Source organism: Nodularia sp. UHCC 0506 (assembly GCF_034931045.1).
Classification (GTDB): Bacteria; Cyanobacteriota; Cyanobacteriia; order Cyanobacteriales; family Nostocaceae; genus Nodularia.
The window spans coordinates 1-13,409 of the sequence record NZ_JAYGHH010000076.1 but is presented as its reverse complement, the minus strand read 5'-3'; the positions used below and the strand labels follow the sequence as shown (position 1 = coordinate 13,409).

Sequence of the window (13,409 nt, the reverse complement as noted above, 5' to 3'; positions counted from 1 at the left end):
AAGGTCTCTGTGGTTCGTTTATTTGGACTAACTGCTTACGGTGTCGGTGTCGGTGTAGGCGTTGGTGTAGGCGTTGGTGTAGGCGTTGGTGTTGGAGTTGGTGTGGGTGTTGGAGTTGGAGTTGGAGTTGGAGTTGGTGTTGGTGTCGATGTCGGCTGAGTTATGATTTTCCTCGCCTCTTCATTCAACATCTGGCGAAATCGCAAATTAGCAATGCCAGTTTCTTCCATTTGAAATTTTTTTTGAGCCTCTTTTACCGCAGCTTCTGTTTGAGTTCCGTAGAATTGATTACGGGGTAAAGGCGTATCTGGTTGAAGTACCGCATTCAAATTTGCTTGCAAAATTTGGACAATGGTAGCTGCGAAATCTTGAGTTTGAGGGCCTGCAATACCATCAATAGTCAGCTTATAACCCTTTTGAAATTCACTAATTGCCTTTCTCGTTTCCTCATCTGTGAGAGTGGTATTTGTTACCTTCACGTCATAGCCTAATCCCCGCAGCACAGCCCGGAATTCCTCTGGCGTATAATTACGCTGACGAGCTGCAAAAGTTGTATCTGCAACCACTAAACTAGCAGTGACACAGCAGGTAACTAAAATTACCATATTAGATTTTCCAAATCCACACCACATAATTTAAAACTCCTATGGCTTAAATCAAGAATCTTCAAAAGTATATATAACTTTACAGCCGAATTTGACATTCCTTTAAAATTTGTGTTCACAATTATTAAGTATTATTTATTAATGTAATTTTAGTTAATTAAATTTAACTAAATATCTAAACAAATATATTTGCCATCATCCTATAGAGGTATCTTGATTGAGCCGTCATCATGGGCTTAATAATTATGCCCCGAAAATAAGTACATTTTCATGTATAAAAAAGCAATAAAAATGACAAAAATAAAATCTTCAAAACGCCAAAATCTAATCTTTGAAAGACTAATGGCATTGATTGCCACAGTAAATCTAGGATTAGTGTTGTTTGATTTAAGCTACGTACCTTGGCGGGATTTTTATTTGCGGAATTTTCCCCAAATCACCCAAATTTATGATCCCATTAAAGGAATTGAAGACCATAGAGAAACAAAAAATTATTTAAACAAAGTCGATGCATTGCAAGAACAGGTTAGTCAAACTAGGTTAACTTCACCAGAAGCCAAGACCAAACTGGAGGAACTTGGCCGTCTGAGCAGCGAAATGGTTGACAGTAATCCATTTGCAGCAGTGAATAAAAGTGGTAACTTTGAAAAAGCCAAAAATCGGCTGCGCGATCGCATTGGTAAAGAATCGGCAAAAGAGTCTTTTTCGCAATTTTGGAGTCCAGAATATTTATCCGAACAACGCTGGAACCAAGAAATTGATTTTTTTAACAGGCAAATTCGCCCCTTAATCGCCAGCAACTATTTTCGCCGTATCGGTGAAAATGGCGACCTTCTGGATAATTTTTGGCTGATAGACCTACCATTCGTATTTTTATTTGGCGCAGAGTTGTTGGTGCGTTCCTTTTATCTGCGTCGTCGTCACCCCAGTTTTACTTGGGTAAATGCCATATTGTGGCGATGGTACGATCTATTTCTCCTGTTCCCTTTTATGCGTTGGTTACGCATCCTACCCGTAATTATTCGCCTTGACCAAGCCCGGTTATTGAATCTGCAACCGTTACAACAGCAAATAAATCAATCAATATTAGCTAATTTTGCCGAAGACCTTACAGAAATAGTCGTAGTTAGAGTAATTAACCAGATTCAAGGGTCAATTCGGCGCGGTGATTTAACCAGCTGGCTAATGCAGAAAGAGAATCTGCGACCCTACATAGATATTAATAATACGAATGAATTGGAGGCGATCGCCGGAATTTTGGTAAAAACATTAGTCTATCAAATACTACCCAAAATTCAACCAGAAATCATTGCCATTTTACGCCACAATATTGCCACCACCATCAATCAAGTCCCTGTCTACCGCAACCTCCACAATGTTCCGGGAATAGGAGATATGCAAAACCAACTCAGCGAACAACTAGCAACTCAAATCACCACCAACCTTTACAGTGCTGTCACTACGGCTATAGAAGATCCCGTGGGAGCTAAACTTTCTAGTCAACTAGCCGAAAGCTTCACCACAGCCTTGAGAGAAGAAGTGCAACAAAAACACATAATTAGCGAAATTCAAAGCTTAATGTCCGACTTCCTCGAAGAAATTAAGCTCAACTATGTCCAGCGCTTATCCCAAGAAGACATAGACCAGATTATGGAACAAACTAAACAACTAAGAACAAAATCATCAGTTCGGCCATCAGCAGATCAAGGTACTGTTCTCCCAGTCAAGAAGCAAAGTTAATGCCATTAGGGAGACAAGTCCAGGAAAAATTGACCAATGACCAATGACCAACAACTAATGACTAATGACTATTGACTATGAAAGAAATGCGCTAAACTCGGAATAGAGACGAACCATTATTGATTCGTCACAAGACTTCTTGGAAGATATCCCTATCGCAGGAAGTGGGTCTATGCCCACTTTTTTTATTGAAATTTCGCATGACTCATCCTTTAGTTCCACAAATTATCGATTTAGCGACACCAGTAGCAGCAGAACTGGGCTTGGAAGTTGTTGGCATAGTTTTCCACACTAACCAACGTCCACCAGTATTACGGATAGATATCCGCAATCCCCAGGAGGATACTGGTTTGAATGATTGTGAGCGCATGAGTCGTGCTTTAGAAGCTTCCTTAGATGCGGCAGAGATCATTCCAGATGCTTATGTCTTAGAAGTTTCCAGTCCGGGAATTTCACGACAATTAATAACAGACAGAGAGTTTATTTCCTTCAAAGGATTTCCGGTAATCGTCTCCACTTCCCCACCCTACGACGGACAGCAAGAGTGGATTGGTAAGTTGATTCGCCGGGACGAAACCACTGTTTACTTAAATCAAAAAGGTCGCGTGATCGAGATTCCCCGCACCCTCATTACTAGGGTGCTGCTAGATGAGTGCCAATAGAAAAGGAACTAAGGGCTAGAGGCTAGAGACTAAGGATTAGTGCCGCAGGGCGTTCGTCAAAAGTCAAAAGGTTGGAATTTTGGGCTTTTGGACTTTTTCAAATAGTACGCCTATTTACGCCTAGTGGCACTAGAAGCTAAAGGATAGGGAGTAGAGTCAAACTTTTCTCTAATCCCCAGTCTTTGATGCGTAGTTTCTCACTCCTCATCCCTTACAGACGTGATTAATCGCGTCTGCGCTGTTTCTTATCTCTATTTTTTAGAATCGATTTTAAAGGAGATTGCTTATGTCAATGGTTAGTTTACCAGGATTAAAAGAATTAATTGAAAGTATCAGTCGTGAGCGCAATTTGCCTCGTTTAGCAGTTCAATCAGCTATTAGAGAAGCCTTACTTAAAGGCTATGAACGTTATCGTCGCGCCCAAAACTTAGAAAAAAGACTGTTTGATGAAGAATATTTTGATAATTTTGAAGTAGAACTGGATATTGAAGGAGAAGGGTTTCGCGTTCTTTCTACTAAAAGCATTGTCGAAGAAGTTGATAATTCAGACCATCATATTTCCTTAGAAGAAGTACAACAAGTTGCTCCTGAAGCGCAATTGGGAGATTCTGTAGTGCTGGATGTCACGCCAGATCAAGGTGAATTTGGTCGCATGGCCGCAATGCAAACCAAGCAAGTACTAGCGCAGAAACTCCGGGATCAACAACGCCAAATGGTGCAAGAAGAGTTCCAGGACTTGGAAGGAACTGTTTTACAAGCTAGAGTTTTGCGGTTTGAAAGACAATCGGTAATTTTGGCAGTAGCCAGTGGATTTGGTCAGCCAGAAGTGGAAGCGGAATTACCAAAGCGAGAACAACTGCCCAATGACAATTATCGCGCCAACGCCACGTTTAAGGTATATCTCAAAAAAGTTTCCCAGGGGCAGCAACGGGGACCTCAGTTATTAGTCTCTCGCGCTGATGCTGGTTTGGTAGTTTATCTATTTGCCAACGAAGTCCCAGAAATTGAGGATGAAGTGGTTAGAATTGTGGCGGTAGCACGAGAAGCTAACCCCCCTTCCCGTTATGTCGGCCCTCGAACTAAAATTGCTGTAGATACCCTTGACCGAGATGTAGATCCAGTTGGGGCTTGTATTGGAGCCAGGGGATCACGGATTCAAGTCGTAGTTAACGAATTACGTGGCGAAAAAATAGATGTGATTCGCTGGTCTCCAGACCCGTCTACATATATTGCTAACGCCTTGAGTCCAGCACGGGTGGATGAAGTTCGTCTCATGGACCCGGAAACCCGGCAAACTCACGTACTTGTGGCTGAAGATCAACTGAGTTTAGCTATTGGGAAAGAAGGACAAAATGTCCGGTTGGCAGCTAGGTTAACTGGTTGGAAAATCGACATTAAAGACAAAGCTAAGTACGATTATGCAGGAGAGGACACTAAGTTCGCTGCTGCACGAGCCAAATATCAACCAGAGGAAGATGATCTTGAACTAGAGGAGCTAGATTATGAAAATCAAGAACAACTAGAAGAGGACGACGAATCTTTTGAGACGAGTGATCGAGATTAATTTATTAGTCTGATTGAGTTCTGCTACTATTGACAACATTACTAGTCTTAATGATTACACAGAATCAATCATTTCAGTGTAAGTAAAAATTGATAAAGCCAACTTTATTTTCATCCCCAGATTGCTCACCTGTAGTCAAATAAGACCAATGAAACCAAATTATCGGCGTTGTATTTGTTGCCGGAAAGTAGGCTTGAAAGAAGAGTTTTGGCGGATTGTCCGCGTCTTTCCATCTGGAAAGGTACAATTGGATCAGGGTATGGGGCGTTCCGCCTATATCTGCCCGCAAATGAGTTGCCTACAAGCAGCTCAGAAAAAAAATCGACTAGGGCGATCGCTACACGCATCAGTGCCAGAAGCACTGTACCAAATATTGTGGCAGCGTCTAGCCCCAAGTTATCCCCAAAATCAAAATTAAAATTAGGTAAAAAAACCTACGGGCGGTAATCCCCAGAGTATTTGTGCATCAAGCCGACTCTGCAATTCACGGGGTGAATGCCAAAATAGTAAATGGGTGTAGTCATTTGCGGCTTTTTCACCAAAAAAGTGGCAGAGCAATACTCCCAACAAGTTTTACTCGATTGTGTTGTGGAAGACTCAGAATCAGCAAAACAAAAAACTAAAGAATGGCAACCTGGTAGCGCTCAGGCGCAGCTTGACATCAACCATCATTCCTGGTGGAAATGCCAAAGTTAAACCGAAACATCTCTCTTTCCTGACTGGAGGCACCGGCAAAATCACCAAGGGCAACCTAAAAACAGTAATCAAAGGATGGAGATGTCGAAAACCAGGCAACCATCCGCTAAAAAACTGTAAATTAAAGGGGAAGAGTGGATGAACAACGGCAAAGTTAGAATCTACGAATTATCAAAGGAATTGAATTTGGATAACAAAGAGCTATTAGCAATCTGCGACCAGCTCAACATTGCGGTCAAAAGTCATAGCAGCACTATTTCAGAATCTGAAGCAGAACGCATCCGCATGACTGCCGAAAAACTGATAACTAGCAATGCGATGCATAAAAAAGAACAAGGTATATCCAGCCATAAATCAAATGCATCACAGACTGGCGATCGCAATCGACCAACCCCACCTCACAAACAGCAAATTTTGGAAATTCGCAAACCCAAAATATTGAGAAACACTACCTCTAACGCCCCAGAAGCTTCAGTTGCTCATGATAGCCAACAAGCTTCCTCGGAAGTGAATTCTACTTCAACACCAAAGACCTTCGATACAACAGTCTCACCCATGAAGCCGACGGCACCAATTCGACCTGTACCCCGGAATCAATCTGAGACCTCGCCAGAACCTGCAAGCACACCAGCAGCTCAAGTTTCTAAGACAGAGGCACCGGAAACAATAGCAACGGGAAAACCTGAAAAAGCGGTCTCACCAAGACCGAAAGCGGAAAAACCCCAAAAACCGCATCTGGTGTCCCCACCAGCCCGGCCATCTGGGAATTCTCAAGTAGCCACTGAACAGCTAACTCCATCCGAGAAACCATTACTCAAACGAGATCAAACCAAGCCAAAAGTTGCGAAACCAACCACCAGCGATACCCCACAGGCTCCAGTTCCCAAACAAGCTCGTCCGACTCCATCTCCCACAAGATCCGAGCCAAGAGGAAATAGACCTCCCGGACAATCACCACTGGTAGATGGGCCAAGACCCAGCCGGCCAGTACGTCCATCTGAAGTTGTAGCCGCAATGCCAACTGCTACACCACCTAGACCAATGTCAGGCGGACAAGGAAAAGAGGATCTAGGCAATGATCGAGTTGCAGTCGAACTACTTGATTTAAAACGCCCCACGCCACCACGTTTAGCCAAAGGTGGGAAAAAGTGGCAAGAAGAAGAAATCATTGACGAAATCAAAGAAAAGGCTGGCAAAGTCGGGGTTAAAGGCAAGCGAGTCAAACCAGTTGTTGAGGATGACTTTGAAGAAGACGATTTACTCGATGATGAGGATCAAGACTCACCAGCTACTGTCCAAGTCAGTCTTTCCATCGCCCGTCCTCCCAAACCCAAAGCGGCTCGATCTGCACAGTCACCCACTGCGGCAGTTATTAGCGCCCCCACTACTAGAAAGAAAAGATCCTTTTCTTCTCGTCGCGAACAGAACCGTCGCCAAGAAGTGGATACCAAGCTAGATCGTCCAGAAAAAGTAGAAATTACGGGGCCAATGACAGTCCAAGAACTGTCTGACCTGTTGGCTGTTGCCGATACAGAGATCGTGAAAATCCTGTTCCTCAAAGGCATGGCGGTTAGTATCACCCAAAATTTGGATATCCCAACAATTAATTTGGTAGGTAAAGAGCTAGAAATAGAAATCGAAACCGCCGAACGAGAAGCAGAAGCGCGCAAAGTCACAGAAATGTTGGATGTGGCAGATATGGAACTACTCCAGCGCCGTCCACCAGTAGTGACAATTATGGGTCACGTAGACCACGGTAAGACAACTCTGCTCGATTCCATTCGCAAAACCAAAGTAGCTTCTGGTGAAGCTGGTGGTATTACCCAGCACATTGGTGCATACCATGTGGATGTAGAACACGAAGGCAAGGCACAGCAAATCGTCTTCTTAGACACTCCTGGACACGAAGCATTCACAGCGATGCGCGCACGGGGTGCGAGAGTGACAGATATTGCCATTTTGGTAGTAGCTGCTGATGACGGCGTTCGTCCCCAAACTATAGAAGCCATTAGCCATGCTCAAGCTGCCGGAGTCCCAATTGTTGTAGCCATCAACAAAATTGATAAAGAAGGCGCACAGCCAGACCGTGTTAAACAAGAACTGACTCAGTATGGTTTGACACCTGAAGAATGGGGTGGTGAAACTATCATGGTTCCTGTGAGTGCTATCAAGGGTGAAAACCTCGATACCCTCTTAGACATGATTCTGCTAGTAGCAGAAGTAGGAGAACTATCAGCTAACCCAGATCGTTCTGCGAAAGGAACAGTCATTGAGGCGCATCTAGATAAGGCTAAAGGAGCAGTTGCTACCTTGCTAATTCAGAATGGTACCTTGCACGTCGGCGATATGTTAGTAGCTGGCTCGGCATTTGGTAAAGTGCGGGCGATGGTTGATGACCGAGGCAAAAGAGTAGATATTGCTAGTCCTTCCTTTGCAGTAGAGGTACTAGGTTTAAGCGATGTGCCAGGCGCAGGTGACGATTTTGAAGTCTTCGCTAATGAAAAAGAAGCTAGATCCCTAGCTGCAACTCGCGCCGACAAACAACGTCTATCTCGTCTGTTACAAGGACGTATTACTCTGACAACTCTTTCAGCTCAAGCACAAGAAGGCGAGTTAAAAGAACTCAACTTGATCCTGAAGGGAGATGTCCAAGGTTCTGTGGAAGCCATTGTGGGATCTCTCCGACAAATTCCCCAAAACGAAGTTCAAATTCGGATGCTATTGGCTACTGCTGGAGAAATAACTGAAACAGATATTGACCTAGCCGCAGCTAGTGGAGCTGTAATTATTGGCTTCAATACCACTTTCGCCAGTGGTGCTAGACAAGCCGCCGACGAGTCTGGGGTGGATGTGAGAGAATACAATATCATCTACAAACTATTGGAAGACATTCAAGGAGCCTTGGAAGGTCTTCTGGAACCAGAGTTGGTGGAAGAACCCCTTGGTCAAACCGAAGTCCGTGCCGTCTTCCCAGTCGGTCGTGGAGCCGTTGCTGGTTGCTATGTGCAGTCTGGCAAGTTGGTTCGCAACTGCAAAGTGCGAGTGCGTCGTTCCGGTAAGGTGGTCTACGAAGGTGTTCTTGATTCCCTCAAACGGGTCAAAGAAGATGCGCGAGAAGTTAACTCCGGTTACGAATGTGGCATCAACATTGATAAATTCCATGACTGGGTTGAAGGAGACCTGATTGAAGCCTTCCAGATGGTAACTAAGCGTCGTACACTCACACTGACGAAGTAATGTCGGTTACTAATTGCTGGGTCGTGAGCAAAAATGATGAGTTTTGAGTTGAAAAGAGTTAACAACTCAAACTTCAAAACTCATCCCCCCGCACTGGCTATGCTTGCCATGCTTACAGCGTTCAGCAATGCCAGTTGCCACCCCGCACAGCAGGAATTTTTGTATATCGGTTTTGGCCTAGAGAACTCCACAAAAAAGTTGATCCAAATTTCTGCAACTAAAATGACCTTTCCTCCCCCTGCTCCCTGCCCCCCTGCTCTCAAAACGACGGAATATTTTTGTATGTGGAAGTCTCCTATAGCTTTGGGAGAAGACCGAACTAACGCCGCATCAGCGTTTACAGCACTACAAGTTTTATATGGCCTCATTTCGCTCTGAACCTATTTTGTGGATTCATGTCGCAGGGTTGGCAACGCTGCCAATTTTTTTAGTCCTGTGTTTGTTATTTTTGTCTGTGGGTGAACCGCTTTTGCCACTGTGGATGGAGTTATTCCTAGTCGCTGGTATTGGTGTTTTACCACTATTATGGATGCAATTGCACCGCCCTTTTTATATATTTGCCATTTTGGGTGTAGCACTGAAGCCGGAAAACCTCACGGAACAACAGCGTAAAATCCTCTGTTTAATTAATACAAAGTTAAATCGTTTTTTGTCCTTGATGGCAGCAATATTATTACTTGGAGTGTTGTGGCAACTCTATCAGGTGGTTCCACATCTGGAAAGTTTAGCTAAATTTATACCCCAGTGGCGCAGCTTAGGTTTACTGCTGGCTGCTTTAACGTTTTTTGCTAGTAATTTATTTTTACAAATTCCCGTGAGTGTGGCGCGAGTTTTGGTGACCAATGAGACAGAATTTGCTGCTATAGAACCATTATCTTTAGAAAAGATTCAGCAGGATTTTACTATTTTGGGTGTAAGGGTTAATCAAATTGTGCCTCAGATATTTCCCTCCCTGAGAGGGATTAACATAAACCCACAAAAACCTTTAAAGTAGACCCTGACGGGTGTGAAACGAGTTATGCACTTTTGCATCTAGGCAATGTCGTCTTTGCTGAACATGAAAACTGCCATAACAGTTGAAGTTAAAACGAAGGACTCAGGAACTATGGCTCAAATTCCATCTGCTAGCGATCGCCAATTTTCTGCTGACCCGGAAATTTGGTATAGTCTTAAATGCGCGATCGCCACTAGTTCAGGTTTTCAACGCTGGCAACTAGAACATTATCCTCAATTGCAGAGTCTTCGTCTGGAACAACAGGTACAAAGATATTTACGAGAAACTTTAGAAACCTTAGCTTATTAAAAATTCAAGTAATCTTGTAGACATACTTACAAGCGACGAAGTTGATGGTAAGCAAACCCTGACGCATTCTCCATCAACTTCTAAATTGGCGTGGAATAATTTTGAATTATATATGTTTGATTCCGAAACTTAGCCGATTCATTGTTAGTCATCTGATATAGTTTGGCATGGATTAAATAGCTCTTAGCTGTTATATTTGACCCTGTTTAACCAACTATTATTCAGCTCACCACAGACATCAAATGAAATATCGCGGTTTTCATATTTCTATGGCTGCGCCACGCCAGCTATCAGCAAACAATTTTCGCCATTTGTTGCACAGTCACCTCAAATTGACTCTACCCTTGCGAGTGGGGCTAACAGCTTTGTTAGTTGCATCAGGCGGTTCCATATTAATGACTACTCAGGCAAATGCCGATGTTACCCACCCAGAGGCAAATACATCGACTTTCATGGCGCAAGTGCCTACATCTGCAACGGTAATTTACGTTAATCCAGACACTGGCACAGATGCGGATGGTGTTGGTAGCACAGAAGCAGCGCCCTATAAAACTATTACTTTTGCGCTCAGACAAGCCCAACCAGGGACAATTATTCAATTAGCACCGGGGACTTATAACAGTGAATCTGGTGAGCAATTTCCTCTGTTACTCAACCCAGGAGTGACGCTACGGGGTGATGAATCTAGTAAAGGTCAGGCAATCTTGATTACTGGTGGTGGTTTTTATACCAGTCGTACCTTTGCCCGACAAGATATTACAATATTGGCTAACAATAATAGTACTGTTACAGGTTTAACTGTGACTAACCCCAATCAGCGTGGTACCGCCGTTTGGGTAGAATCTAGTAATCCCACTATCAGAAATAATACTTTTACTAACAGTTCCAGAGACGGGGTTTTTGTTACAGGTACAGGTAATCCCAGAATTGAAAATAACCTGTTTGTGCAGAACCAGGGCAACGGCATTTCCATAGCTAGAACTGCCCAAGGTGAAATTCTCAATAACTTGTTTCAAGATACAGGTTTTGGTCTAGCTATTGGCGGCACTTCCACACCTCTGATTGAAGGCAACCAAATAGTTCAGAACCAAGATGGTCTGTTTATTTCAGAATCTGCTAGACCTATACTGCGTCGGAATGTCATTCAAAACAATAAGCGAGATGGCATTGTTGCAACTGTCAATGCTCAACCTGACCTTGGTACTAATGAAAGTCCTGGCGGCAATCTGATTCGGGGTAATACTCGTCATGATGTGAATAACGCCACCTCTAGTAATACGCTTCTCGCTATTGGCAACGATATTGATCAGAGTCGCATTTCTGGTCAAGTAAATTTCGTAGCTGCCACTGTTGACCTGCCCACTGGTCAAACTGCCTTTGGAGATGTACCAGAAGGTTATTGGGCAAAAGTTTATATTGAAGCTTTGGCATCACAAAATATTATTGCTGGTTTTCCTGATGGCACCTTCAAACCCAATGACCCTGTAACCCGCGCTCAATTTGCCACTATTGTCACCAAAGCTTTGACACCACCAGTGAAACGCGCAGGTATTGATTTTAGAGATGTGTCCAGCAATTTCTGGGCTTACGGTGCGATTCAATCTGCTTACCGCAGTGCATTTCTCGCAGGCTATCCTGATGGTAGATTTCAACCACAGCAGCAAATTCCTAGAGTACAGGCACTTGTTTCCTTAGCCAACGGTCTGGGTTTCACTGCCAATAATCAGAATGCGCTTGCTGTTTACAGCGATGCTGCCCAAATTCCTAATTACGCAATTGGCCCAGTAGCTGCGGCAACTACACGACAATTAGTGATTAACTATCCCATAGCTAGACAACTCAATCCCAATCGTCCCGCAACTAGAGCAGAAATTGCGGCCTTTGTTTACCAGGCACTAGTTAATGCTGGACGTGCTGAACCAATTCCTTCACCTTATTTGGTAACGGCGCAGTAAAACTTCTATCTTTGACATCTTTGTGATTTTTCGAGGGTGTCAAAGTATCTTTACAAAGGTTTTTGCCGACTTTGTTCCCAGCGCCAGAGAAAAATCATCAGAGCTAAAACTACGATTTGTAGAGCTAAATTAGGCGCAGCGTGGCCAATATCTCTTCCAGCTAGGACTTGAAAAAAGAAAATAAATGCCCCAATTAAAGCAGATGCACCAAAACCAATATAGATAAATTGTCGGAAACCACGATAGGGTGCTGCCATTTCGGCTTTGAGGCGAGCATATTGTTCAGAATTAAGGGAATTTTTAGAATTTGGTTTTACCATTATTAAAGAATGCTATAATGTTTTGCTGTACGCGCCGATGTGGCTCAGTGGTAGAGCAGCTGATTCGTAATCAGCAGGCCACGGGTTCAAATCCCGTCATCGGCTTAAGGCGAATTACTGAACAATACTTCACTTCTAGTATTCTCCCATGTAGGATGTTTTTGTGTGCTGCGATCGCGATCGCCGGAGGCGGGGCTTTGCCCATCGCTTTCTCTGGGTTTTTACAAGGAATTTCAGCCATAATATAAATATTTTTCCTAAAAAAACAAATTTTCGAGGCAATATGCAAGTTATCCCTCAAGAAAAACCGAATACACCCCAACCGTCAACCTTTACTTCTATTGAGGATGAACGCCAGCATCGGAAACAGCGCCTCACCGCAGCATTACGCCTGTTTGCTCACTATGGTTTTGATGAAGGTATTGCCGGGCATATCACGGCACGCGACCCAGAACACCCAGAACATTTTTGGGTTAATCCCTTAGCGATGCACTTTAGCTTAATTAAAGTGAGTGACTTGATTCTAGTTAATCAACAAGGTGAAGTAATTCAGGGCAATTACCCAGTAAATCAAGCAGCTTTTGCAATTCATTCTCAAATTCATGCAGCGCGTCCCGATGTGGTAGCAGCCGCTCATGCTCATTCCATATATGGTAAAAGCTGGTCTAGCCTCGGCCGTCTCCTTGACCCCATTACCCAAGATGCTTGCTCATTCTACCAAGATCACAGCCTATTTAATGACTATACAGGTGTGGTGTTAGAAGTAGAAGAAGGTCAACGTATTGCCCAAACATTAAGCAGCAATAAAGCTATTATTCTCAAAAACCACGGTTTGCTTACAGTTGGTCACTCAGTTGATGAAGCTGCGTGGTGGTTCATCACAATGGAGCGTTCTTGTCAAGCTCAATTACTAGCTGAGGCTGTGGGTAAACCTAGTACAATTAAACCTGAGTATGCAAGTTTGGCACATTCTCAGGTGGGGTCACATTATTTGGGTTGGCTTAGTTTTCAGCCATTATACGAGATGATTGTACGGCAAGAACCGGACTTGCTGGAGTGAAAGCCAACTTTTTTTGTTGGACCTTGAGGACTCCTGCTGCACCTAAAGCACCCAAGGCCAACATTCCCCATGCAGCGCCAGGTTCGGGAACAGATTGAGGGTGGAGTGCCGAAAATGCTACATTTGCAATTAGACGATGAGCATTTGTTGTGGGATGTACGCTATCAAAAAATAAAAACTCGTTTTGTTCACCAACATCACAGACATTGATGCTTACTATACAGGGTAGGGAACAGGGAACAGTTTCAGCTATCTGTCATCCCTTAA

The 13,409-nt window shown here is 43.6% G+C and carries 14 protein-coding genes and 1 tRNA gene; 12 read left to right on the top strand and 3 right to left on the bottom strand.

The window, feature by feature from the left end; genetic code table 11:
- Positions 1–35 precede the first annotated feature (35 nt).
- Positions 36–632: a peptidoglycan-binding protein gene (locus VB654_RS24195; protein WP_323216389.1), complete on the bottom strand. Its 597-nt coding sequence runs from the start codon at positions 630–632 to the stop codon at positions 36–38.
- Between the two features lie 264 nt (positions 633–896).
- On the opposite strand from VB654_RS24195, the gene VB654_RS24190 reads away from it, so the two are divergent.
- The 9 genes from VB654_RS24190 (at position 897) to VB654_RS24150 (ending at position 11,762) form a co-directional block, all read left to right on the top strand.
- Positions 897–2,345 carry a hypothetical protein gene (locus tag VB654_RS24190; RefSeq protein WP_323216388.1) on the top strand — a complete coding sequence of 483 codons (1,449 nt, stop codon included), beginning with the start codon at positions 897–899 and terminating at the stop codon, positions 2,343–2,345.
- Positions 2,346–2,545: 200 nt separating this feature from the next.
- Complete coding sequence (gene rimP, locus VB654_RS24185) at positions 2,546–3,007, top strand: ribosome maturation factor RimP (protein ID WP_323216387.1); 462 nt, start codon at positions 2,546–2,548, stop codon at positions 3,005–3,007.
- A gap of 286 nt (positions 3,008–3,293) precedes the next feature.
- On the top strand, positions 3,294–4,571 hold the full coding sequence (gene nusA / locus VB654_RS24180; protein ID WP_323216386.1) for a transcription termination factor NusA: 1,278 nt from the start codon (positions 3,294–3,296) through the stop codon (positions 4,569–4,571).
- A 148-nt stretch (positions 4,572–4,719) separates the two neighbouring features.
- On the top strand, positions 4,720–4,989 hold the full coding sequence (locus tag VB654_RS24175) for a YlxR family protein (RefSeq protein ID WP_323216385.1): 270 nt from the start codon (positions 4,720–4,722) through the stop codon (positions 4,987–4,989).
- Positions 4,990–5,081: 92 nt separating this feature from the next.
- Positions 5,082–5,267 (top strand): hypothetical protein, encoded by a 186-nt coding sequence (locus VB654_RS24170; RefSeq protein ID WP_323216384.1) that lies wholly within the window; start codon positions 5,082–5,084, stop codon positions 5,265–5,267.
- 138 nt (positions 5,268–5,405) lie between these two features.
- Complete coding sequence (gene infB, locus VB654_RS24165) at positions 5,406–8,504, top strand: translation initiation factor IF-2 (RefSeq protein ID WP_323216383.1); 3,099 nt, start codon at positions 5,406–5,408, stop codon at positions 8,502–8,504.
- A 358-nt stretch (positions 8,505–8,862) separates the two neighbouring features.
- On the top strand, positions 8,863–9,498 hold the full coding sequence (locus VB654_RS24160; protein ID WP_323216382.1) for a low-complexity tail membrane protein: 636 nt from the start codon (positions 8,863–8,865) through the stop codon (positions 9,496–9,498).
- 111 nt (positions 9,499–9,609) lie between these two features.
- Entirely contained in the window at positions 9,610–9,807 is a 198-nt protein-coding gene (locus tag VB654_RS24155) for a hypothetical protein (protein ID WP_323216381.1), read from the top strand.
- Positions 9,808–10,049: 242 nt separating this feature from the next.
- Positions 10,050–11,762, top strand: a complete 1,713-nt coding sequence (locus VB654_RS24150; RefSeq protein ID WP_323216380.1) for a DUF1565 domain-containing protein — start codon at positions 10,050–10,052, stop codon at positions 11,760–11,762.
- A gap of 50 nt (positions 11,763–11,812) precedes the next feature.
- On the opposite strand, the gene VB654_RS24145 is transcribed toward VB654_RS24150, so the two are convergent.
- A complete protein-coding gene (locus tag VB654_RS24145; RefSeq protein ID WP_323216379.1) occupies positions 11,813–12,082 on the bottom strand; it encodes a DUF3493 domain-containing protein in 270 nt (89 codons plus the stop codon).
- Between the two features lie 33 nt (positions 12,083–12,115).
- Between VB654_RS24145 and VB654_RS24140 the strand changes: the two genes are divergently transcribed.
- Positions 12,116–12,187, top strand: a tRNA-Thr gene (locus tag VB654_RS24140).
- Here VB654_RS24140 and VB654_RS24135 read toward each other — a convergent pair.
- A complete protein-coding gene (locus tag VB654_RS24135; protein WP_323216378.1) occupies positions 12,153–12,323 on the bottom strand; it encodes a hypothetical protein in 171 nt (56 codons plus the stop codon). The two genes, VB654_RS24140 and VB654_RS24135, sit on opposite strands and share 35 nt — an antisense overlap.
- A gap of 42 nt (positions 12,324–12,365) precedes the next feature.
- Here VB654_RS24135 and VB654_RS24130 point away from each other — a divergent pair, with 42 nt between their 5' ends.
- Both VB654_RS24130 and VB654_RS24125 read left to right on the top strand, forming a co-directional pair.
- On the top strand, positions 12,366–13,142 hold the full coding sequence (locus VB654_RS24130) for a class II aldolase/adducin family protein (RefSeq protein ID WP_323216377.1): 777 nt from the start codon (positions 12,366–12,368) through the stop codon (positions 13,140–13,142).
- A gap of 69 nt (positions 13,143–13,211) precedes the next feature.
- On the top strand, positions 13,212–13,352 hold the full coding sequence (locus VB654_RS24125; RefSeq protein WP_323216376.1) for a hypothetical protein: 141 nt from the start codon (positions 13,212–13,214) through the stop codon (positions 13,350–13,352).
- Positions 13,353–13,409 lie beyond the last annotated feature (57 nt).